The sequence below is a fragment of the Mycobacterium marinum genome (assembly GCF_003391395.1).
Taxonomy (GTDB): domain Bacteria; phylum Actinomycetota; class Actinomycetes; order Mycobacteriales; family Mycobacteriaceae; genus Mycobacterium; species Mycobacterium marinum.
Genome location: NZ_CP024190.1, coordinates 6,263,332 through 6,285,139, shown reverse-complemented (window position 1 = coordinate 6,285,139; position 21,808 = coordinate 6,263,332). Strand labels below are relative to the sequence as shown.

The following is a 21,808-nucleotide window of genomic DNA, read 5'->3' as shown; positions in this document are numbered from 1 at the left end:
GCGCCGTCAGGACGCGCCGCCGCAAAGCGATTCCGGCGCCGTGGCGAAGGGTCGGACAGGCGGATTGGGTGCGGCGCGGCTGCGAGTCCGCAAAGCGGTTGCCCACCGCCTCGGGGCCCCGCTAACCTTTACGCAAGGGTGCCGGATTCCACAGACCGCTGTGGGTTGCCGTGCCCAGCTGCAGCCGTGCCGGTTCGGCCTCCGGGTAGTACGGCGTGAGGCGCTGCAACGCGCCCCCAGTCCCGGAACCAGTCGTCCTTGAGGTAGCTGGCGACCGTCGTCGCATGGAACAGCAGCTCGGTGACGCCGAGCGGGCCACCGCCGTTCTTGTCCATCACGGGTGAGTTGGCTTCCGCGCCGAACCGGTCCGGCAGGATCCGCCATTTCGGTGATTCATCGACACCGTTCTGATGGCCGAATGGCCGCTGGCACGGGAAGGCCAGGCCCACCAGCCAGTCCAGGAACACCGGATCCTTGGAGCCCACCACCTCCTGCAACGTGCGCAGTTGCGGGATCCGCGGCGGGGTCAGGGCGATCCAGTGCTGCGGAGCAGGTCGTTGTCGTCGGCCACCAGGCGGATTTGCGTGGCGGAGTCGGGGATGGCGGACAGCGTCGCCCGCAGGTTGCGCCACGCCGGTGCCGCGCCGACGTCGGCAAACCCCATCGAGCCGCCGTGCTTCCCAGCTGCCGCTTGCTCATCGGTGGCCCACTGCACCTGGACTTCGCGGGGATCGAACCGGCCGGCCGCGGACACCACCAGTAGCGGTGTCTTCCTCCGCTGATCCGCGGGGGGCAGCCGATACCAGCCCGACCGCAGCATGGCAGGCACCTGGATGCCGGATCGCCAGCTGCCCAGCACCGGCGTGCGCGCCGGATCGAGGTTGAAAGGCAGCCGCGCGCGCGAGCCATTGATGCCCGGCGCGGCAGTGGTGCCGCCCTCGGTGCCGGCCTCGGTGCCGGTCACCAGACCGTCGTCGTTGACGAAGCTGCGGTCGCCCGGGCGCTCCATCACCGGGTCCGCGGAGACGTTGGCGGGGATTCCGTTGGCGGTGAACCCGTCTGACAGGCCGGCGCCCAGCGCATCGGCCACCGGAGCGCTCATCGGGGGCAGCATTCCCGCGTCGGGATCCAGCTCCACCAGCACGTCTTCGGCCAGCCCACAGCTCTTGCCGGTCAGCGCCTGCAGGTTGGACCGGCCCACCGACCACGCCGGGTACTGCGACATCATGCCCTGGGTCAACGAGACGACTTCCATCGTCACCAGCAACCAGGTGGCAATGGCCAGCGGCGCTTGGACGATCGGCGCCAGCCGCGCCCCGAGGCGGGTCCTGGGCGGCCCGTCCCCGGTGGCGACGAAGTTGAACCAGGCGGCCACCACCAGCACGATCACCGACAGCTCGAGCAGTGCGGTGGTCAGCGACCACCGCAGTCTGGGGAACGAGTTCGACCACGGAACGCCGAAGTTGGAGACATACCACCAGCCGTTGACGCTGGCGAACGACAGCGCCATCACAAACAGCACCACGGCGGCGAACACGGTGCGGTTGCGACGCGAGCGCATCGCCACGCCGGTCACGGCGACGGCGGCCAGCGCTCCCAGCGAGCCGGCCAGCCCGGCGAACACCCCGAAGTGGTGGGTCCATTTGGTCGGGGTGAACATCATCGCCAAGAACGAGATGATCGTGATGCCGATGATGCGGCGGCTGGGGCCTGCCGCAGTGCCAGGAATCCGGCCCTTGCGCAGCGACATTGCCACCACGACGGCGAGCGCGAGGATTAGCGCCAGGACCGCGAAGCGACGGGCCACCGAGCCGTCGGGGCTGGCCATGAACAGTCGCTCGTAGCGGATGTGCTCGTCAAACCACTTGAGGCTGGGGCCGACGGCGCGTTTGAGCACGCTGGCCTGAGCCTCGCCCGCGAAGGTCTGGTCACGGAAGATCAGGATCACGGTGACGGTGGCCGCGGCGAGCAGCGGCGCCAGCAGCGGCAGCGCGCCGAACTGTTTGTAGCGGCGGTGCAGGATGGTGCGCAGCGGCCCGATCGCGACCAGCAGCGCGCCGATGGAGGCGATGCCGGTAGGCCCGGAGAACAGGGTCAGGGCACCGATGATGCAGGCGATTGCCACCGGCAGCAGCCGGCTGGTGGCCACCGCTCGCTCGACCGAACACCAGGTCAGCAGGATGCCCAGGGCGATGATCGGCTCTGGGCGCAGCCCGTTGTTCAGCGGCAGCCAGACCGCCAGGAACATGCCCGCGGCCGTCCAGGCCGCGGCCCGGTTGGTCTTGACGGCGTGCCCCAGCCGCGGGATGACCTCCCGGCTGATCACCCACCAGCAGGTCAATGCCATCGCCAGGGTGGGCAGGCGCATCCAGACGCTGGCGGTGCTGACATGGGCCCACATCGCCAACAGGTCGTAGTACCAGCCGAACGGCGCCTCGGGCGTGCCGAACCAGCGGTAGTAGTTCGCCATGTAGCCGGCGTGCTCGGACACCCGGGCCATGGTCAGGATGTAGCCGTCGTCGGAGGTGTTGGCGCCGACGAAGTGCCACCACACCAACACGGCGGTGACCAGCCCGTCCAGCGCGCCGATCGACCACCAGCGCGGCGGCAGGATGCGCCGATGCCGGGTGCCGTCGGCGGTATCGAGGATGTGCAGAGCGACCAGGGCGACCGCGGTGGACAGCAGGCCGATGATCATCGCGGCCATCTTCAACGGAGTGGGGCTGCTGCTGTAGCGGGTGTCGATGGTTGCGGAGAAGCTCAGGCCCGGCGGTGTCGGCCCGGTCAGATCGGTGAACACCCCGACGATTTGCGGCCGGAAGTCGTAGCCGCTGCGTTCGCCGCGCAACGGCTCGCCCGGATGCTCGGCGTTGGGGCCCTGCTTGAGCCCGACGAATTCGGCGGTGACGCTCTCGGCGTGCGCGGTGAAGGTCAAACGCTGGCAGGCGGGGCTGAGCACTTGGCTCAGCGGCGCGGAGACCACCGGGACGTTGCGCACCACGAGAACCAGATCGTCATTGGCGCGCTGAACGAGTAGTCCACGGTCGACGGCGTTGGGGGCTTGCTTGGGCACCGTCGACAGCAGCACCGTCTTGCCGTTTTTCTGCGGGCCGGCCAGCCCGGCGGCCGCCGAACAGGGGATGGTGACATCGAGATCGGTGGCCACATAGCTGATCAGCGGTGCCTCGACGCTGCTGAACGTGCCGTTCTGCGGCCAATTCAGCTTGGCCGTGGTCTGGTCGACCGGCAGCAGCGGGGTTGCCAGCGCCAGAAGGGTCCCCAGCAGACCCGTGAGCACGGCGACGAGTCGGGCAATCCGGTACTTTGCTCCCGAATCGCTCACGGACGTAGATGGTAATTGTTCCAATGCGCCGGGTGCGGTCTCGGTCGCCATCAGGCGCTCGCCGCCGGCTTGCGGATGGCCAGCACGAAGGGGCCGATGGTCTCGACGGTGAAGCGTGGGTCGGCGAACAGCGCGGCCTTGAGGTCGACGGTGTAACGCCGGACATTGGGCTGGTTGGGGTAGACGTCTTCGGCCAGCCGCAGGGTGTAGCTAGCGCCCGAACCGGGACCGGCGCCGCGTCGCATCAGGAAAACCGTTGGCGCCGGCCAGGGCAGTTTGTCCAGGGCCTGGACGAACTCGTCGGACGTCTTGAGCCTGGCCCAGCTCTCGATCTGGGCCGCGCGCTTGTCGAACTGCGCCAGCGGGTTGGCGTAATGCGACGTCAGACCTTGAAAACCCCAGTAGGGGTAGTAGGACAGGAAGCTGTAGTCGGCGGTCATCACGACGACCTGATCGCGCGGCTTGCCGGTGATCTTTCGGATGGCCGTGTCGATCGTCGAGTAGTACTTCTCGGAACCGGGCGGGCGCTGATCGCCGCGCTCGCCGTACCCGTCGGTGTCGGTGTAGGCAATCGTGAGGTCGGGCCGTAACACGTCGGGAATGTCCTGGCTGAACGCGATCGCCCCGGCCAGTCCGATCGCGGCGGCGACGGGCAGCGCGGCGCGGCTGCGGGTGGTCAGCGCACGCGTTCCTTCCAGGAAGCCAAAGACCCCGGCCGTGGCCAACAGCACGGTCAGGGTCGGCTGCAACCGGAACGACAACAGGGTGGTGCGCGCCAGCGTGGTCAGCATCGACAGCAGTGACCACAGGTAGACGGCCAGCACCCCGATGGCCAGGGCGCCGGCCCGGGTCGAGGACCGTGCCCGCACCACCAGCCACAGGGTGCCCAGCATGCACAGCGCGCCCAGCAGCGAGAACTGCAGCATCGGGAAGGTCAGTTCGGCGCCGTCGGCGGGCAGGTAGTGCTGGGCGCTGCCGGTGTCGCTGACCGGGTCACGGGCCGCTCGCAACAGGTAGGGCAGCCAGGTGGTGGACGCGATCGTCGCGGCGATCGCGGCGATCACGGCGAGCCGTCGCAGCGGATCCACCGCGGCCCTGAGCCCGCCGCGACGCCACCGCGACACGGCCAACAGCGCGGCCATCAGCGTGACCGTGAACGCGCTGTAGGCCACCAGCAGCGTGTACCAGGTGGCGGCGAAGCCGAGAAAGATCCCGGCGCCGACCACCGCGGCCCAGCCCCGAGCCGCCGCGGCGCCCAGCGTCACGTCAGCGTGGCTTTCGGTGTCGGGCGCCACGCTGGCGTGACGTTCGGCGGCGGGCGGGGCGCCGGCGCGCAGGCCCGACCACGTCAGCACCAGCACCGGCGGCAGCAGCACCGTGATCATCGCGGCGTAGGGCTCCGGCGAGCTGTAGGCCAGCGTCACCGCCGTGGTGGCGATGGTGACCAGCAGCGCGTACTCGAAGCGAATCATTCGCCACCACAGCACCAGCGCGACCGCGACCGCGACGGCGATCGAGGTGATGGCCCACGGCTTGAACATTTCCCAGGCGGGGCTGCCGGTCAGCGCCGCGGCGCGACCGCCGATCCAGAACCAGCCCGGCGGGTAGAACGGCGGCAGCCCGATGTAGGTCATGTCGTGCAGTGCCGGGCTGTCGGTCAGCCGGGTCAGGTATTCGGTGCGGAACTGCTGGTCCACCGAGATGCCGAACAGGTACAGCCGGGTGGCCCCCAGCGGCATGCCGAGCGTCACCACGGTGAACGCCGAGACGAACACCAAGCCACCCAGCTGAGCCGGCCACCGCAGCCGGCCGCCGCGTCGCCAGGCCCAGCCGGCGCCGAGCAGGCCGGCCAGGCAGCCGACCTGGCCGACGGTGGTCAGCGCGTGCAGCTGGTTGGACGACGGAAAGGCCGGCCACTGCACCTGCGAAATGGCGGACAGGGCGACCACCGCGACGGTCACGGCCACCAGTACCGCGGCCGCCATCTGGCCGAGGGTGGCCAGTGCATTACGCATGCTCAGATTGGCAGCCTGCGGAAGATGCTCCGCGGGATGTGACGCAACACCATCATCACGTAGCGAAATGCTGCTGGCGCCCAAACCAGTTCCTTACCTTTTGCGGCGGCGGTCACCGCGAGGTTGGCGACGTACTCCTTGTCCACCGTCAGTGGAGCTTCCTTGACGTGTGCGCTCATCCGGGTGCGCACCTGACCCGGCCGGATCACCAGGACACGAACCCCGTGTTCACGCAGAGCCTCTGACAGCCCGAGGTAGAAGCCGTCCAGGCCGGCCTTGGTGGATCCGTAGACGAAGTTGGAGCGTCGTACGCGTTCACCGGCCACCGTGCTCATGGCGATGATCTGGCCGAAGCCCTGGGCCCGCATCTTCTCGCCCAGCAGCACGCCCACCGACACCGCCGCGGTGTAGTTGATCTCGGCGATCTGCACGGCCTTGTGCTGGTTTTGCCACAGCTCTTCGGCATCGCCGAGCAAACCGAACGCGACGATGGCCACGTCGACATCGCCGCCGCCGAATGCCTGCTCGATCACCTTCGGGTGACTGTCGGTGTCCATCGCGTCGAAGTCGATCAGCTCGACCGAGGAGGCGCCGGCGGCCTTCATCTGCGCGACCGCGTCGTCGCGGCCCGGGTCATCGGGCAGGCAGGCCAGCACGATCCGGGCCGGAGCGTTACGCAGGTAGCGCTGGCAAATGGCCAGACCGATTTCGGAGGTGCCGCCGAGCAGCAGCACGCTCTGGGGATTTCCTACGGCGTCCAGCACCATTTAGAGCAGCTCCAAACGTCGGGCCATGTCGGAGGCGAACACCCCGCAGGGGTCCACCTTGCGGCGCACGGCGATCCATTCGTCGATGCGCGGATACATGGCGTGAAAGGTTTCAGCGGTGGTACGAGAGTCCTTGGCGGTGTAGAGGCGGCCGCCGAATTCCATGACCCGGCGATCGAGTTCGCTGACGAACTCGTTCAGACCCGCCTTGATCGGAAAGTCGACGCAGATGTTCCAGCCGGGAATCGGGAAGCTCAGCGGGGCCTGATTCCCGGCGCCGAACAACTTGAACACATTGAGAAATGAGTAGTGCCCGCTGGCCTGGATGTCGCCGATGATCCGCTTGAACTCGTCGACCGCCTCGGTGGGAACCACGAACTGATATTGCAGGAAACCCGCCGGACCATAGGCGCGGTTCCACTCACCGAACATGTCCAGCGGGTGGTAGAACTGCGTCAGATTCTGGACCTTGCCCCGATAGGTGCCGGACTTGCGGTACCAGAGCTCGCCGATCGGCCCGAAGGTGTATTTGTTGGCCAGCCCATTGGGGAATACGTCGGGAAATGTGAGCAGTTGCGGCGCGTCGAATTTCAGCGGATCCCGTTGCAGCTTGGTGGGGAGCTGGTCGATGGTGGCCAAGCAGCCGCGCGACACCGCGGCACGGCCCAGCTTGGGCGGCCCGCTGATCGCGTCGAACCAGGCGCTGGAATAGGTGTAGTTGCCTTCGCTGCCGTCGCTGTGCAACGCGATGGTTTCGTCCAGGCTGGCGGTGACGTCGCCGTCGGCGATGAAGTACGCCGTCTCGGTGGGCGTCATCTCGATGGTGGCGCGCAGGATGATCCCGGTCAGGCCGTTGCCGCCGACGGTGGCCCAAAACAGCTCGGTGTCTGCGGTCTCGGTGCCCGTCGGGGTGAGGTGGCGGACTTCGCCGTCGGCGGTCAGCAGGTCCAGGCTGCGCACATGGTTGCCGAAGCTGCCCGCGCTGTGGTGGTTCTTGCCGTGGATGTCGCATGCGATCGCACCGCCGATGGTGACTTGCCGGGTGCCCGGCAATACCGGGACCCACAGGCCCAGCGGTAGCGCCGCCTTCATCAGCTGGTCGAGATTCACCCCGGCATCGACGTCGACAAGCTTGCTGTCGGCGCTGATCGAGTGGATCTTGTTCAGCGGGCTCATGTCGATCACCAACCCGCCGCCGTTTTGCGCGTTGTCGCCGTAGGACCTGCCCAGGCCGCGGGCGATGACGCCCCTGGCACCGGAGTCGGCGACACGCGCGACTGCTGTCGCGATCACCTCGGGATCTGGGGTGCGGAGCACCTCGGCAACCGACGGCGCGGTTCGACCCCATCCGGTCAGCCGGGTGGGTGCGGTGGGAACGGGCGCGCTAAACATCGTCAAAGAGGGTACCGCTTGGTTCGGCAAGGATGCCCACGCTCACGCCGGTAGCGGGCGTTTTGCCGGCGGGAAAGTGCAGTTTGGGCGGGACCGGCTCAGTGCCTGCGGAAGATCACGGCCCGCTGCACCACGAAGTTGATCACCGTAGCAACGGCCTGGGCGATCACGAATGCGACCGGTATGGCCCACCCGCGATAGTGCATAAGTGCAAGACAGAGGTGGTTGATTCCGACCTGCACGGCGAAGGTGACCCCGTAGAGAGCCATCACGGCGGCAAATCGCGCCCCGCTTGGTGCCGCCTGGAACGTCCACCGGCGATTGATCAGGTAGGCGGTGATGGTGCCGATCACGACGCTGATGAACTTGGACAGGTCGACCTGCAGGCCGACCACCTTGTAGAGCACCACGTACACGCTGAAGTCGACGATTGCCGCGAAACCGCCGGTCACGATGAAGCGGATCATCTGAGTCGTCAGATGCAAATGCTGGCGCTGGTGCTCTTCGGCGGGCGCGGCAGCGGGCTCTGGCGGGATCATCGGGGGAAGTCTAACCAGGTTGGCGAGCGATTCTGGCGTTCTGTCGGGAACGGGCGCTACTAGGTGGGCAACTTGATCGAGAGGAGTTCCACCTGGCTCGGTCCGCGCGGGGTGGAGTAGGTCACCGTGTCACCCGCCTGGCGCCCCGCCAGGGCCTGCCCCAGCGGGCTGTGCGCGGTCAGCGTCTCGTACTCGTGGCCGACCGGGTTCTCCTCGACGATGGCGATCACGTGCATCGTGACCACCTCGCCATCGTCGAAGCGCAAGGTGACCTCGGTGCCACTTGGCAGCGTTTCGGACCCGGTCGCGTTGGACGGCCCGGCTTTCAGTCGCCGATCGAGCTCGTGGATCCGTTCGGTCAGCACGGCCAGTTCGTCGGCGCGCTGAATCGCCTCAGCCGCGTCGCCGTGATCGCCGATCATTCCGCGGTCGTTTTTGACCTCGATCTCCAGCCGGTCGTGGCGTTGCCGGAGCCGGGCCAGCTCGGCGGCGAGGTTATCGCGCGCTGCCTCTGCCAGCCCTGGTGATTGGACTTCCTCACTCACGTCCGTCGACCTTTCGTCCGATGTGGGTTGCCCGTAGTTCCGTTTGCCAATAACTCATCGGCCATGTGGCGTTCCAGTGTTACACCACTGACAGGCCGCCGTCACCTGTATTCGTGAAGCGTTTACAGCCCGATAAAGTCCGGCGGCTTGCCCCGGACCGTCGTGGCCACCCGCCGGTGGCGCCAACCGCCTTGCTAGACGTTGTCTGTGGTTCCGGCGTTCCAGGGCGCCACCGCGTTCTCCCCGTCGTTGTCGTCAGCGACGCTGCCGCGCATCGCGTCGAAAATGGCGACCCCTTGAGAGACCAGCCCCGCGGCCACCTGGCTGAGCCCGTCGGCGCCATTGAGCACGGTGAGATTTGCGCCCGAGAGACCCAGGGCGGCCTTTTCGACGATGTCGGGCAGCTGGTCGATGAGCATGCGATCCAGCGCCACCCGGTTGTGCGACGCCGCGGCCTCGGCCTGGATCTTCATCTTCTCGGCGTCGGCGACGGCCAGGATGCGGACCCGTTCGGCTTCGGCCTCGGCCGGCTTGACCACCTCGGCGACCAGCTCCTGCTGGCGCAACTCGGCGGCCCGCTCGGCCAGTTCGGTGCGCATCTCGAGCACCTCGCGCTGGGACTGGGCCTCGGCCAGCGGACCGGCCTGGGCGGCCTGGGCCTGAGCCTTGTCGACCTCGGCCTTGTATTGCGCCTTGACAATGGCGGTCTCACGGGCGAATTCGGCTTGCTTGCGCTGCGATTCCTGCTCTGCCTCGGCGGACAACTGGTTGGCCTGCGCCTGGGCGATCTGTGCTTGCTGCTGGATCGCCGCATTGTGCGGTGCCGACATCGCGTCGATGTAGCCGAGCCCGTCGTCGTCGATCGACTGGATCTGCAGGGCGTCGACGTTGAGGCCGATTCGGGCCATCTCTTCCTTGGAACCGTCGAGCACCTCGGTCGCGAGCTTTTGGCGCTCCCGGATGATCTCTTCGACGGTCATGGAGCCGATGATCGAGCGCAGGTGGCCGGCAAAGATGCGCCCGGTCAAGACCGACATCTGGTCTTGTTCGGAGAGGAATCGTTGCGCCGCGGCGATGATGCTCTCGGTGTCGTTGCCGACCTTGAAGGCGATGACCGCCCGGACGTTGAGCGTGATGCCCTGCTGCGTCACGCATTTCTCGGCGACCTCGGCTTCACACATCGCCAGCGTGAGGAAGCGGACCTTACGGAAGAACGGAACGACGAAGGACCCGTGGCCGGTTACCACGCGAAACGGCGCGTTGCCTTTGACCCGGCCCCCGGATATCAGCATCGCCTCATCCGGATCGGGAACCTTGTAACCGAGCATTGTTGGACTCCTTGAATTTTTCGTGGTTTGGATCAGAGAAGTTCGGTTACGACCAGATCGTTCCAGGGCTCGACGAGCACCGTCCGGGCTCCCCGAACCCCTACCACCAGCACCGTGGTGCCTTTGGGTAACGGATGGTCAGATCGTGCCAGGAAGGCCTCCTTGGAGCCCCGAACGGTGAGCAGGACCTCACCGGCACCATGTTTGCCGCGGGTCGCGACCACCAACGTCCCGACGCAACCGATCACCGAGGCGTCGCTCACACTTGCATATTCTTCCAGCTACTGGCTTTTGCGTTCTCGGGTGATAGAGAGACTGCATGCGGATTCTGGCGGTAACACGCGCGCACAACGCCGGACGGACGTTGGTGCGCACGTTGGACTCGTTGGCTGCGTTCAGCGACGACATCTATGTGATCGATGACCGCAGCACCGATGACACCGCCGAGATTCTGGCGAACCACCCTGCGGTGACGAATGTGGTGCGTGCCCGTTCTGATCTTCCCGCCACGCCCTGGCTGATTCCGGAGTCCACCGGGCTGGAACTGCTGTATCGGATGGCCGATTTCTGCCGCCCGGACTGGGTGATGATGGTCGACGCGGATTGGCTTGTCGAGACCGACATCGATGTCCGTGCGGCCCTGGCCCGCACCCCCGAGGACGTGGCGGCGCTGCTGTGCCCGATCGTGTCCAGCTGGGACGATCCCGAATACCCCGAGCTGATTCCGGTCATGGGAACCGCCGAAGCGCTGCGCGGGCCCTTCTGGCGCTGGTCTCCGGGTCTGCGTGCCGGGATCAAGCTGATGCACAACCCGCACTGGCCGGCCAATATCACCGACCACGGTCGGATCGGCCGGCTGGAGGGGGTCCGGCTGGTGCACGACGGTTGGTCGACGCTGGCGGAGCGGATTTCCAGAGTCGAGCACTATCTCCGGCTCGATCCGGACTACCGGCACAACTTCGGGGTGGCCTACGACCGGTCCCTGCTGTTCGGTTACGCGCTCGACGAGGTCGACCTGCTCAAAGCCGACTATCAGCGGCGCATCCGCGGCGACTTCGACCCGCTCGAGCCGGGCGGGCGGCTGCCGATTGACCGGGAACCGCGGGCCATCGGCCGTGGGTACGGGCAACGCGCCGGTGGTTTTCACCCCGGTGTCGACTTCGCCGCCGACCCGGGAACACCCGTGTACGCCGTGGTGTCCGGGGCGGTCAGCGCCATCGATGATGTCGACGGCTTGCTGTCAATGACGATCTCGCAGGGCCCGGACCTCGACGTCGTCTATGTGTTTCGCCCGACAGAGCGAAACGGGATGTCGGTTGGCGACCAGGTGCGCGCGGGTGCGCGGCTCGGCGCGATCGGCGCGGAGGGCGACTCCGGCGACGGCTATCTGCATTTCGAGGTCCGACAGCGCGGCTCGCACGTCAACCCGCTGCGCTATCTCGCCAACCTGGGGCTGCGGCCGTGGCCGCCGCCCGGGCGGCTGCGGGCGGTGTCGGGCAGTTATCCGCCGGCCACCCCGTGCACGATTACCGCGCCCCAGCGCTAGTGGGGGACGGTCATCCGTTCGCGGTCGACCTGTCGCCGAGCCCGTCCAGCTCGTATGCGTGCTGGGGCTGATCCTTAGCCCAGGCGATGTACCTGTCGATGCCTTCCCAAATATCGACTTGCGGCTCGAATCCGATGCTTCTCGCCAATGAGATATCGGCGGGAAATCGCTGGACCTCCCCGGGGCGGGCATCGCGATGTTCGATTGTGGCATCGAATTTACCTGCGACGTACTCGACGATATCCTTCACGCAGGTGTCTTTACCGCTGGCAAAATTGATGGTCTGGCCACGCAGGGACGGGGTTTGCAATATCAGGTTGTAGGCGTTCACGATATCGCTGATGTAGAGATAATCGCGGCTCGAAGTCCCCGCGCCGAAAATTGTCAGGTTCTTGCCATTGATTGCCTGTCGGACGAGCCGTGGAATCAGCGCGCCGAATCGGCCGGTCTTTTGGCGAATTCCAAAGATATTGAACGGGCGGACGATGGTGACGTCGATTCCGAAGGAGCGAAAATACGAGTAGCACAGCCGGTCGGCGGCGGCCTTGGACGCGGCGTAGGGGCTATTCGGTTTGAGTTCGGCGTGTTCGTCGAGGCGCTGGCCTTCCTCGAGATTGTGCCCATCTCCGTAAACTTCGCAGGTGGACACGTATATCAGCCGGTTGCGGTAGCGGCGCACCGCTTCGAGTGCTCGGTAGGTGCCCATGACATTTGTTTCGAGAAAGCTTTTCGGGTCGCTAAGCGACTCGTCAACGTTGGTTCTGGCCGCCAGGTGAAATACGACGTGGTGATCACGCACCGCGCGATACACCGTCTCCCCGTCGGTTACCGATCCGGAGATAAATGAAACCCGTTCATGCGATTGGAACCCTTGCATGTTGCGAGTGGTGTTTTTAGAAGGTGTATTGAGGACGGTTACCCAATGTCCATCGGCCAATAGGGATTCGGTCAGGTGGCTGCCTTGGAAGCCCGCGCCCCCGATGACCAGAATTTCCATCCGCTACCCTTCGAGTCTCATCGGCAATAGCGACCTGAATCGATGCTCACACGCAATGGCAGGACTTGTCAGCTGATTTCGAAATCTCGTGAAGGCCGTTTCATTGATGAAGTATACGTGCGGCGGCGTGTCGGAACACCTTATGGCTCCGGCGGGAGACCAGAGCAAAGGCGGCCAATACCGGTGTCGCCGGCGCGGGTTTCGCGGGGTTGGTAGCCTGGCGTGCCGCCATCGTCGCAGGCAGGCTGCGCGGGACAGGAGATTTGTCATGCGGGCATCGCAGCGGCAGCCGCCGGCAAGGCTATTCGATGCGCATTTCCACATCATCGACCCCTCGTTTCCGCTGATCGGAAACGAGGGCTATTTCCCGCCCGCCTTTACCATCGGCGACTACCGCGCCCGCACCGCCGGGCTGGGCATCCGGGGTGGTGCCGTTGTTTCCGGGTCATTCCAGGGGTTCGACCAAGGGTATTTGCGGGATTCGCTGGCGCGGTTGGGGCCCGGCTTTGTCGGGGTCACTCAGTTGCCCTCGACGACTTCGGACGCGGAGATACGCGATCTTGATGCCGCCGGAATCCGTGCGGTCCGGTTCAATCTCTATCGCGGTGGGTCCGAGACCATCGACGAATTGAACTCGTTCGCCCGCCGGGTCCACGACATTGCGGGTTGGCATGTCGAGCTCTATGTCGATGCCGCGCACCTCGGGCAGTTGGCCGATCAGCTCATTGCGCTGCCAGCGGTCAGCATCGACCATCTGGGCATGTCAGCCGAAGGGGTTGAGCTGTTGCTGCCGTTGGTGGACAAGGGGATTCGGGTCAAGGCGACCGGCTTCGGCCGGGTCGGTTTGGATGTGCGGGACACGGTGAAGACGATCCACGCGGTCAACCCCGATGCCCTGATGTTCGGCACTGACCTGCCCTCGACGCGTGCTCGGCGCCCGTTCGAGGACAGCGACATCGATCTGATCAGCGAGGCGCTCGGGGACGCGGGCGCCAGCAAGGTGCTGTGGGAGAACTCGGCCGCGTTCTATCGGCTGCCCGAGGCCCAGGACCGGTAAAGCGCGTGCGGCGAGCGGGCCGTCCCTGATTAGCCCGATGCGCCGGCGGTGCCCGGTGTCCCGCCGGCGCCCTGGTCACCGGTCTGGCCCGACATTGCGCCGCTGCCGCCGGTCCCGCCGTCGCCGCCCTCGCCGCCAGTGCCGGCGTCACCACCGTCGCCCGCGTCGCCCATCTGGCCGAACATTCCACCCGAGCCAGCGGCGCCACCCGTGCCGCCGTTGCCGCCATTGCCGCCGGCGCCACCCGTGCCGCCGTTGCCGCCATTGCCGTCGGCGCCGGCAGTCGTGCCAGTGCCACCGCTGCCGCCATTTCCTCCGTTACCGCCCATGGCGCCGACGCCACCGGCGGCACCCGAGCCACCCGTGCCGCCGTTGCCGCCGTTGCCGTACAGTCCGCCCGCCCCGCCGGCGCCTCCGTTGCCGCCGCTACCACCACCGCTGCCGGCGGTTCCCTCACCCCCGGTGCCACCGTTGCCGCCGTTGCCGCCGTTGGCGAACATGAGGTCGGTGGCGTTGCCGCCATCGCCGCCGTTGCCCCCCGCCCCGCCGCCGGACCCGCCGCTACCGCCGGCCCCACCGTTGCCGCCGGAAAAGCCGCCGATCGCACCGTTGCCCCCGGCGCCGCCCCCGCCGCCGCCATCGCCGCCGGACCCGCCGCCGCCGCCGGACCCGCCCATGCTGGCGGTGCCGCCGTTGCCGCCATTGCCTCCCAGGGTGCCGGGCCCGCCGGTTTGGCCATCACCACCGCCGCCACCCACGTCGACGCCCGTGCCACCCTCACCGCCGTTGCCGCCCTGCTGCCCGGCGAACACCCCCGGGCTACCCGGTCCGCCGTCGCCACCGATACCGGTGGTGTCAATACCGTCGGTCCCGGGGTCAGCCTGCCCGAGGACCGGGTTTGGGGTGGGGTTGACGCCGGCGGCGCCAACGGTTCCGTTTCCGCCGTTTCCGCCGTTGCCGCCGTTTCCGTAGAGACCGCCGTTTCCGCCGGCGCCGCCGTTACCGCCGTCGGCGCCGGGTGTGGTGGGGGTGTAGCCGTCGCCACCTTTGCCGCCATTTCCGGCCACGGTGGTGGGGGTGGCGCCGGCGGAGCCGTGGGTGCCGGTGCTGGCTCCGGTGCCCCCGGCGCCGCCGGTCCCGCCGAGCCCTGGATTTCCGCCGTTGCCGCCCTTGCCGCCATCGAGATGGGTGGCATCACCGGCCCCGCCGGTGCCGCCGTCGCCGGCGATCCCACCGGTCCCGCCGTTGCCGCCGGCCCCGCCCGCGCCCTGTTGACCCTGGGCGCCGAACAGGCCGGCTTGTCCGCCGGCGCCGCCGTTTCCACCGGTGCCGCCGGTCCCGCCGAGCCCGCCGTTGCCGCCGTCGCCTCCGGTGGCGCCGGGCGTGGTGGCGGCCGCGCCGGTGCCGCCGATCCCACCGGCCCCGCCGGCCCCGCCCAGGCCGCCGGCCCCGCCGCGCCCGCCGCCGCCCAACAGCAGCCCGCCTTTGCCGCCGGCGCCGCCGTTTCCGCCGTTGCCGGCGGCCCCGCCGTCGCCTCCGGTTTGACCGGCTGGCCCGGTGATACCGGTAGCGCCGGCCCCGCCGTTGCCGCCGGCCCCGCCCGCGGCTCCTTGGCCCAATAGGAATCCGCCGTCGCCGCCGGTGCCGCCGGCGCCGCCGTCGCCGCTGCTAGACAGGCCGCCGGCCCCGCCGGCGCCGCCCGCCCCGGCCACGATGCCCCCGGCCCCGCCGGCTCCGCCCGTCCCGCCGGTATCGCCGCTGTTGCCCAGGGAAGTCCCACCGGCGCCGCCGGCACCACCGGCGTTGAACAAGCCGCCGGCCCCGCCGCTGCCGCCGGACCCACCGCTGCCGTTGTCGCCGGCCCCGCCGGCCCCGCCGGTCCCGCCGGCCCCGGACAGCCACCCGGCCTGCCCGCCGGCCCCGCCCATCCCGCCGCCGCCACTAGTGCCGGTCCCGCCGGCCCCGCCGGTCCCTCCGGCCCCGGTCAACCAGCCGCCGGCCCCGCCGGTACCCCCGGCGCCTCCGGTGGCGCCCGCTCCGCCGGCCCCGCCGGCGCCGCCATTGCCGATTAGGCCCGCCGCGCCCCCGTTGCCGCCGGCCTGCCCCGCCGCTCCGGTTCCGCCGTTACCCCCGTTGCCCCACAACAGGCCGCCATCGCCCCCGTTCTGCCCGGTCCCGTCGGCGCCGTTGGCGCCGTTGCCGATCAGGGCCCGCCCCAGCAGTGCCTGAGTGGGCGCGTTGACCACGTTGAGCAGGTCTTGGGGCAGGCTCTGCAAGGTTGCGGCACTCGAGGCTTCCGCACTGGAGTAGGCGTCCGCGCCCGCGGTCAACGCGGCCACGAAGCGGTCGTGAAACTCCGCCGCCTGGGTGCTGACGGCCTGATAGGCCTGGGCGTGGTTGCCGAACATCGCGGTGACCGCCGCTGAGACCTCATCAGCGCCCAACGCACTCAGCAGGGCCGTGGTCGGCGCCGCCGCCGACGCGTTGGCCGTCTGCAGGCTGGATCCGATGGTCGAGACCTCAGCAGCGGCGGCGTTGAGCACCTCCGGGCTCGCGAAGACATAAGACATCGTTAGTTCCCCCGACCGTTAGGCGCCCGACACCACCAAATCCGCGATCACCGCACCATGGGCACGGCAATCACTAGCAAAGTGATAACACACGTTTCCGAGTTTGGGTAACGATTGCTCACCTGGGTGTGAGTGGCTGGCAAGCCCTCATCCGTTGACAGGCAAGTAGCGGCTTGCATATCGTGCGAGAGGTGGGCGATGTCTTCAAGGCGCTGGCGGATCCCACCCGGCGTGTCATCCTCGACGAGCTGACCGACCGGAACGGCCAAACTCTCTTCGAGATCTGCGCTCGTCTGACTACGAAACATGGGATTTGTTCGACACGACAGGCGATTTCGCAGCACCTCGATGTGCTGGAGGCGGCTGAGTTGATCGAAACGCAGCGCGGCGGCCGGCAAAAATTCCACTACCTCAACACCGCTCCTCTTGGCCAGATCGCCAAGAGGTGGCGCATCGATACCGCCGACTCCGGAAGAGGGACTACATGAGGATCAATCTGGCCAGTGTCCTGGTCGACGACCAAGACAAGGCACTGCGCTTCTATACCGAAATCCTCGGCTTCCAGACCAAACACGACGTTCCGATGGGCCAGTTCCGATGGATTACCGTTGTCTCACCGGAGGACCCGGACGGCACCGAGCTGGTCCTCGAGCCCGACGAGCACCCGGCGGCCAAGCCGTTCAAGGACGCGCTGCGCTCCGACGGGATTCCGTTCACGGCCTTCGCGGTCGACAACGTGCGAGCCGAGTTCGACCGACTCCGGGCCCTCGGTGTTCGCTTTACCCAGGAACCCACCGAGATGGGGCCGGTGACCACCGCGGTTCTCGACGACACCTGCGGCAATCTCATTCAGATCCAGCAGACAAGCTCGCTGCTCGCAGGTGACGGGTCGGGCGGTCGATAGGCGCCGAAATCTCGGGTGCGCGCGGGCTGTAGGGATTCGGCTGGGCCGTGGCGCGGTGCTAGCTGGCCACGCGCGTCGGTGGCGACCCGGAGGCGCGCGTCGCGTATCAGGGGAAGCCCGGTCCACCGTTGCCGCCGTTGCCGCCGGTACCGTCGCCGCCGTCGCCTCCAGGTCCCGGGGTGCCGGTGCCGGGGGTGGTACCGGCCATGCCGGCTTGGCCGGTAGCTCCTGTCGCCCCGGTAGCCCCGGACTGGCCGCTGGTGCCGTAGGGGGGGCCGGGGTTGTAGTCGCTGTCGTAGGTAACGCCGCCGCTGCCGCCGTCGCCACCGGTGCCGCCCGCACCGCCCTCGCCGCCGCTGCCCGCGGCGCCTCCGGTGCCGTTGGTGCCGGATTGCCCGTAGGTGCCGCCTGCACCCGCGGCGCCGCCGTCGCCGCCGCTGCCCCCGGTGCCTCCAGTGCCGCCGGTACCTCCGTCCCCGCCGTCGCCACCGTTCCCGGGGAGCGACGAGAGGCTGTTACCGGTGGAGTCGCCGCCATTGCCGCCGCTGCCTGCGGTGCCTCCGGTGGCTCCGGTTCCGCCGTCTCCTCCGGTGCCACCCGTGCCGCCATTGCCGCCGTTGCCGTAGAGTCCGCCGGCGCCGCCTGCGCCGCCCGCGCCGCCATCGCTGCCGGTGCCGCCGGTGGCGCCGGTGCCCCCGTCGCCGCCGTAGCCGCCATCGCCGGCGTAGGCGGAGTTGCCCCAGGGAATGGCGTAGTTGGCATCGCCCCCGTCGCCGCCATTACCGCCGCTGCCCCCGCCGTTGCCGCCGTTGCCGCCGGTGCCCCCGTTGCCGGCTTGGCCGGTGAAGCCGTTGGCGCCGGACGACGCGCCGCCGGTGCCGCCGTCGCCGCCTGCTCCGCCGCCGTCGCCGCCTGCCCCGCCGTCGCCTCCCCAACCGCCTACCAGCGGACCGTAGCCGCCGCTGCCGCCGGCGCCGCCTTGGGTGCCGGGGCCGCCCATACCGCCGGTGCCGCCATTGCCTCCGAAGGGATTCGTATCGCCCGGGCCGCCGCTGTTGTATCCGGCGCCACCGGTGCCGCCCTGTTGTCCTGCGGCGGTGCCGTCGCTGCCGGTCGTACCGTTCCCGCCGTTGCTGGTGGTGCCGTCGGTGCCGGGGTTGGCGTGGCTGGTGATGGGGTGGGGGGTGGGGTTGGTGCCGGTGGTGCCGGTGGCGCCGTTGCCGCCGTTTCCGCCGGCGCCGCCGTTGCCGTAGTCGCCGCCGTTGCCTCCGGTGCCGCCTTTGCCGCCGTTGAGGGTGGGGTCGGTGGAGGTGTAGCCGTCTCCGCCGCGTCCGCCGCTGCCGTTGGTGGTGGTGGGGGTGGTGCCGTTGGTGCCGTGGGCGGCGGGGGTGCTGCCGTCCCCGCCGGTGCCGCCGGCCCCGCCGAGTCCGCCGATGCCGGGGTTGGCGCCGTTGCCGCCGTTGCCGCCATCGAAGTGGGTGGCATCTCCGTTGGCGCCGGTGCCGCCGTCACCGGCGATCGCGCCGTCGCCGCCGTTACCGCCGGCCCCGCCGGCCCCGTTGGCGCCCGCGCTGCCGTGGGTTGCGGCCCCGCCGGCGCCGCCGTTGCCTCCGGTTCCGCCGTTGCCGCCGTTGCCGCCGGCCCCGGCGTTACCGCCGTTGGTGCCGGCGATGGTGGCGTTGGTGCCGTTGGCCCCGGCCGCCCCGTTACCGCCGCCCCCGCCGCCCCCGCCGTGCCCGCCGGCCCCGCCGTCACCAGAGATCACGCCGCCGGCCCCGCCGGCACCGCCGGTCCCGCCGTTGCCGCCGGCCCCGCCGTCGCCGCCCGGTTCGCCCTCGGCCAGGGGTGCGGCCCCGAGGGTGCCGGTGGCGCCGTTGCCGCCGTTGCCGCCTGCCCCGCCGTTGCCGTAGTAGCCGCCGGCCCCACCGTGACCGCCGTTGCCGCCGTCGGTACCGGGGTCGGTGGAGGTGTAGCCGTCCCCGCCTTTGCCGCCGTCGCCGGCGTTGGTGGTGGGGGAGGACCCGGCCAGGCCGTGAGCGCCGGCGTGGGAACCGGCGCCGCCGTTTCCGCCGGCTCCGCCGGCGCCGGGGTTGCCGCCGTTGCCGCCGTTGCCGCCGTCGAGGTGGGTCATGTCACCATTGGCGCCGGCCCCGCCATTGCCGGCGATCGCGCCGTTGCCGCCGTGTCCGCCGGCCCCGCCGGCTCCGGTCATCCCGGTGCTGCCGAACCAGCCGGTGGCTCCGCCGGCTCCGCCGTTACCGCCGGCCCCTCCGGCGCCCCCGGCCCCGCCGTCACCGCCGGCTTGTCCGATGCCGCCGGCCGTGGTGGCCGCGATACCGGTGCCCCCGGCCCCGCCCGCGCCGCCGGTGCCGCCCAGACCGCCGGCTCCACCGTCGCCACCCGCACTCCACAGCCAGCCGCCTCGGCCACCGGCCCCGCCGTCACCGCCGGCCCCGCCGGTGTGTCCGGTTTGCCCGGTCTGGCCCGCCAATCCCTGGGCCCCGATCGTGGCGGTCCCGCCGTCACCGCCGGCCCCGCCCGCGCCGCCACCTCCGAACACCAGTCCGCCGCGACCCCCGGCCCCACCGGCACCACCATTGCCGCCCGCGCCGCCGGCCCCGCCCGCCCCACCGGCGCCGCCGGTGCCGATCAACCCGGCGTCACCGCCGCGGCCGCCGGCCTGACCCGCCGCCCCGGCCCCGCCGTCGCCGCCGTTGCCCCACAACAGGCCGCCCGCGCCGCCGTTGTGGCCGCTGCCCGCGGCCGCATCAACACCGTCACCGATCAACGGGCGCCCCAACACCGCCATCGTCGGCGCATTCACCGCACCGAGCACATCGGCGCCCACCGTCTGTAACACCGCCGCACCAGCGGACTCGGCCCGGCCATAGGAGCCCGCCGCCGCGGCCAACGCCACCACGAACCGCTGATGAAACGCAGCCGCCTGCGCACTGACCACTTGATAGGCCTGAGCATGGTCACCGAACAACTCCGCCACCGCCGCTGAGACCTCATCGGCACCCAACGCGCCCAACACCGCAGCGGTCGGACCCGCCGCAGCCGAACCGGCCGCACCAACATTGGAACCGACACCGGCCAGTAGCGCGGCCGCCGACTCCAGCTCCTGCGCAGAAACCACCACAAACGACATCACTGATCACCCCACCCCGGAACGGACCAACACCACACCGACCGGAATTCGCCGGAGGGTGACCATCAACGAAACTCAGATGCTAGCGGTGTGAGACCCGATGTTTCCTGAATTGGGGGCAAGAAGTTCTTTCGGACGGTGCGAGTCGCGCTCATCGCGGTCATAGAAGAATGGCTGCCAGATGTCTGGTCGGTAGTGAGCAACTACCCGACGGACTCGCGAAGGGCTGGCGTTGGACCAATGCCGGCCGCGACGAATGCCACGACTACGGTCGGCGACCTAGGAGACCATGAACGACGATTCACGGCTTGCTGAATGGATCAGCGAGCAGCATTCGCGGCAACCAGTGCAGAGCACCGCAATGACCGTCGCAGACGGGGGCCGGTTTCGGGTCACCCGAGTCGGTGCGGGTCAGGGATCTCCGGTGGTGCTGCTTCCCGGGATGTTCGACAACCGTCGTCTGTATTTGTGGCCGGGTGGGGGTGGGCTGGCCGAAGCGCTGGCAGGTAGCGGCCTGGACATATGGATCGTCGAGCGGCGTGGAGCAGGTGGGGTAGCGGTCGATACCGGGGTTCGCGCGGGCTGGGAGGAGATGGTTCGCATCGATCTGCCGGCCGTCCAACTGCTGATCGCCACCCACAACGGTCGTCCGGCATTCTGGGTGGCGCACTCATTTGGCGGGGTGGCACTGGCCCGCGCCGCCGCGGAGACGATGCAACAAGCACAGATCGCGGGACTGGTGTTGGTGGAAAGCGCCGTCGATATCCCATTGCTGGCGAATCGGGTGGTGGCCGCGACCGTGCAGGCCAGCATGTGGCGCGGTATGTTCCCGGCCCGGCTGTTTCGGCTCGGTCCCGAAGACGAGCCAGTGGCCGCCTTCCAAGACGCGATCTCCTGGGGCCGTGCCGAACGCGCTGGCGGCGAGTTGTCGGCGGCGCTGCAGGCCGTGCGCGTGCCCGCACTCGCCATCACAGCTCCCCGCGACGTCATCGCCCCCGCTGGGCGCTGCAAGCGGCTGGCGCAGGCATTCGGCAGCGCTGACCGGCGCATCCAATCCGCCGCACGTCGCCACGGATTCGCCCGCAATCACAACCACGAATCCCCGCTGCTGCATCCCTCGGCGAGCGCGGACGTGTTTCCGTTCCTACGTGACTGGTTTTCCGCGCGCCTCGACGAGTGCACGCCGGACACCGCGGTCACGGCGCCGGTCGGGCGGCACCGCCTGCAATACACCGTCGAACTCGACGCTCCACCCGAGTGGACTTTCGACGTGCTCACCCACCATTGGGCGACTTTGTGGCCGGTACGCCACCGGCGGGTGCGTGCCGGGGTGCATCCCCGTGCGCCAGACGGCCTGCGGTCGGTCCGGGCGCAACGCGCGTTGGGCGTTTGGCCGATCCAGGAAGAGATTGTCGGTCACCGGCCGGCCCGGCTCATCGAATATCGGACCATTCGCGGCCCGGTGCGCAATCATTTCGGCCGCATCGAACTCACCGCCGTCCCCGGACGCGGCACGCGACTGGACTACTCCATCAGCTTCGACACCCCGGCGTGGGTGCCCGGGCGCTTGCTGGCCGCCGTGCTGGATGTGACCTGGCGCTTCTACAGCCTGCCCCGGCTGCGGCACCAAACCGGCGGCGGGGGCTGGTAGGCA

General features: G+C 69.1%; 15 protein-coding genes and 1 pseudogene. 5 read left to right on the top strand and 11 right to left on the bottom strand.

From position 1 onward, the window contains the following. Positions 1 to 121 precede the first annotated feature (121 nt). From CCUG20998_RS26745 to CCUG20998_RS26710, 8 genes and pseudogenes are all read right to left on the bottom strand, one after another. Positions 122 to 3,394 (bottom strand): annotated as a pseudogene (locus tag CCUG20998_RS26745) (arabinosyltransferase domain-containing protein). After that, positions 3,394 to 5,358, bottom strand: coding sequence for a galactan 5-O-arabinofuranosyltransferase (locus tag CCUG20998_RS26740; protein ID WP_020731057.1), 1,965 nt, complete (start codon positions 5,356 to 5,358; stop codon positions 3,394 to 3,396). The pseudogene CCUG20998_RS26745 and the gene CCUG20998_RS26740 overlap by 1 nt, the downstream one beginning before the upstream one ends. Positions 5,359 to 5,360: 2 nt before the next feature. Continuing rightward, positions 5,361 to 6,125: a decaprenylphospho-beta-D-erythro-pentofuranosid-2-ulose 2-reductase gene (locus tag CCUG20998_RS26735; protein WP_011742444.1), complete on the bottom strand. Its 765-nt coding sequence runs from the start codon at positions 6,123 to 6,125 to the stop codon at positions 5,361 to 5,363. After that, complete coding sequence (locus CCUG20998_RS26730) at positions 6,126 to 7,517, bottom strand: decaprenylphosphoryl-beta-D-ribose oxidase (RefSeq protein WP_020731056.1); 1,392 nt, start codon at positions 7,515 to 7,517, stop codon at positions 6,126 to 6,128. 98 nt (positions 7,518 to 7,615) lie between these two features. Continuing rightward, a complete protein-coding gene (locus CCUG20998_RS26725; RefSeq protein ID WP_085979938.1) occupies positions 7,616 to 7,981 on the bottom strand; it encodes a GtrA family protein in 366 nt (121 codons plus the stop codon). Between the two features lie 134 nt (positions 7,982 to 8,115). Then, positions 8,116 to 8,601: a GreA/GreB family elongation factor gene (locus tag CCUG20998_RS26720; RefSeq protein ID WP_012396854.1), complete on the bottom strand. Its 486-nt coding sequence runs from the start codon at positions 8,599 to 8,601 to the stop codon at positions 8,116 to 8,118. 194 nt (positions 8,602 to 8,795) lie between these two features. Then, positions 8,796 to 9,929, bottom strand: a complete 1,134-nt coding sequence (locus CCUG20998_RS26715; protein WP_012396853.1) for an SPFH domain-containing protein — start codon at positions 9,927 to 9,929, stop codon at positions 8,796 to 8,798. A 32-nt stretch (positions 9,930 to 9,961) separates the two neighbouring features. Next, entirely contained in the window at positions 9,962 to 10,192 is a 231-nt protein-coding gene (locus CCUG20998_RS26710) for a hypothetical protein (protein ID WP_012396852.1), read from the bottom strand. A gap of 56 nt (positions 10,193 to 10,248) precedes the next feature. Here CCUG20998_RS26710 and CCUG20998_RS26705 point away from each other — a divergent pair, with 56 nt between their 5' ends. Further along, a complete protein-coding gene (locus CCUG20998_RS26705) occupies positions 10,249 to 11,475 on the top strand; it encodes a peptidoglycan DD-metalloendopeptidase family protein (RefSeq protein WP_020731055.1) in 1,227 nt (408 codons plus the stop codon). A gap of 10 nt (positions 11,476 to 11,485) precedes the next feature. Here CCUG20998_RS26705 and CCUG20998_RS26700 read toward each other — a convergent pair whose 3' ends face one another. Then, positions 11,486 to 12,472: an NAD-dependent epimerase/dehydratase family protein gene (locus CCUG20998_RS26700; protein WP_012396850.1), complete on the bottom strand. Its 987-nt coding sequence runs from the start codon at positions 12,470 to 12,472 to the stop codon at positions 11,486 to 11,488. 268 nt (positions 12,473 to 12,740) lie between these two features. On the opposite strand from CCUG20998_RS26700, the gene CCUG20998_RS26695 reads away from it, so the two are divergent. Next, complete coding sequence (locus CCUG20998_RS26695) at positions 12,741 to 13,529, top strand: amidohydrolase family protein (protein WP_020731054.1); 789 nt, start codon at positions 12,741 to 12,743, stop codon at positions 13,527 to 13,529. Positions 13,530 to 13,558: 29 nt separating this feature from the next. Here CCUG20998_RS26695 and CCUG20998_RS26690 read toward each other — a convergent pair whose 3' ends face one another. After that, on the bottom strand, positions 13,559 to 16,099 hold the full coding sequence (locus tag CCUG20998_RS26690) for a PE family protein (RefSeq protein ID WP_116269156.1): 2,541 nt from the start codon (positions 16,097 to 16,099) through the stop codon (positions 13,559 to 13,561). Between the two features lie 182 nt (positions 16,100 to 16,281). On the opposite strand from CCUG20998_RS26690, the gene CCUG20998_RS26685 reads away from it, so the two are divergent. Both CCUG20998_RS26685 and CCUG20998_RS26680 read left to right on the top strand, forming a co-directional pair. Further along, positions 16,282 to 16,587: an ArsR/SmtB family transcription factor gene (locus tag CCUG20998_RS26685; protein ID WP_020731052.1), complete on the top strand. Its 306-nt coding sequence runs from the start codon at positions 16,282 to 16,284 to the stop codon at positions 16,585 to 16,587. Next, positions 16,584 to 17,003 carry a VOC family protein gene (locus CCUG20998_RS26680; RefSeq protein ID WP_020731051.1) on the top strand — a complete coding sequence of 140 codons (420 nt, stop codon included), beginning with the start codon at positions 16,584 to 16,586 and terminating at the stop codon, positions 17,001 to 17,003. The genes CCUG20998_RS26685 and CCUG20998_RS26680 overlap by 4 nt, the downstream gene beginning before the upstream one ends. Positions 17,004 to 17,109: 106 nt before the next feature. Here the strand turns inward: CCUG20998_RS26680 and CCUG20998_RS26675 are convergent, their stop codons facing one another. Next, the gene (locus CCUG20998_RS26675; protein ID WP_116268248.1) at positions 17,110 to 20,154 is read right to left on the bottom strand and encodes a PE family protein; all 3,045 of its coding nucleotides are present in this window, start codon (positions 20,152 to 20,154) and stop codon (positions 17,110 to 17,112) included. A 289-nt stretch (positions 20,155 to 20,443) separates the two neighbouring features. On the opposite strand from CCUG20998_RS26675, the gene CCUG20998_RS26670 reads away from it, so the two are divergent. Next, positions 20,444 to 21,805: a serine aminopeptidase domain-containing protein gene (locus tag CCUG20998_RS26670; protein ID WP_020731049.1), complete on the top strand. Its 1,362-nt coding sequence runs from the start codon at positions 20,444 to 20,446 to the stop codon at positions 21,803 to 21,805. The last annotated feature ends 3 nt before the right edge of the window (positions 21,806 to 21,808 follow it).

Coding starts and splice junctions, on each gene's coding strand:
- CCUG20998_RS26740 (WP_020731057.1), bottom strand. CDS start 5,358: ATGCGTAATGCACTGGCCACCCTCGGCCAGATGGCGGCCGCGGTACTG.
- CCUG20998_RS26735 (WP_011742444.1), bottom strand. CDS start 6,125: ATGGTGCTGGACGCCGTAGGAAATCCCCAGAGCGTGCTGCTGCTCGGC.
- CCUG20998_RS26730 (WP_020731056.1), bottom strand. CDS start 7,517: ATGTTTAGCGCGCCCGTTCCCACCGCACCCACCCGGCTGACCGGATGG.
- CCUG20998_RS26715 (WP_012396853.1), bottom strand. CDS start 9,929: ATGCTCGGTTACAAGGTTCCCGATCCGGATGAGGCGATGCTGATATCC.
- CCUG20998_RS26705 (WP_020731055.1), top strand. CDS start 10,249: ATGCGGATTCTGGCGGTAACACGCGCGCACAACGCCGGACGGACGTTG.
- CCUG20998_RS26700 (WP_012396850.1), bottom strand. CDS start 12,472: ATGGAAATTCTGGTCATCGGGGGCGCGGGCTTCCAAGGCAGCCACCTG.
- CCUG20998_RS26695 (WP_020731054.1), top strand. CDS start 12,741: ATGCGGGCATCGCAGCGGCAGCCGCCGGCAAGGCTATTCGATGCGCAT.
- CCUG20998_RS26690 (WP_116269156.1), bottom strand. CDS start 16,099: ATGTCTTATGTCTTCGCGAGCCCGGAGGTGCTCAACGCCGCCGCTGCT.
- CCUG20998_RS26680 (WP_020731051.1), top strand. CDS start 16,584: ATGAGGATCAATCTGGCCAGTGTCCTGGTCGACGACCAAGACAAGGCA.
- CCUG20998_RS26675 (WP_116268248.1), bottom strand. CDS start 20,154: ATGTCGTTTGTGGTGGTTTCTGCGCAGGAGCTGGAGTCGGCGGCCGCG.
- CCUG20998_RS26670 (WP_020731049.1), top strand. CDS start 20,444: ATGAACGACGATTCACGGCTTGCTGAATGGATCAGCGAGCAGCATTCG.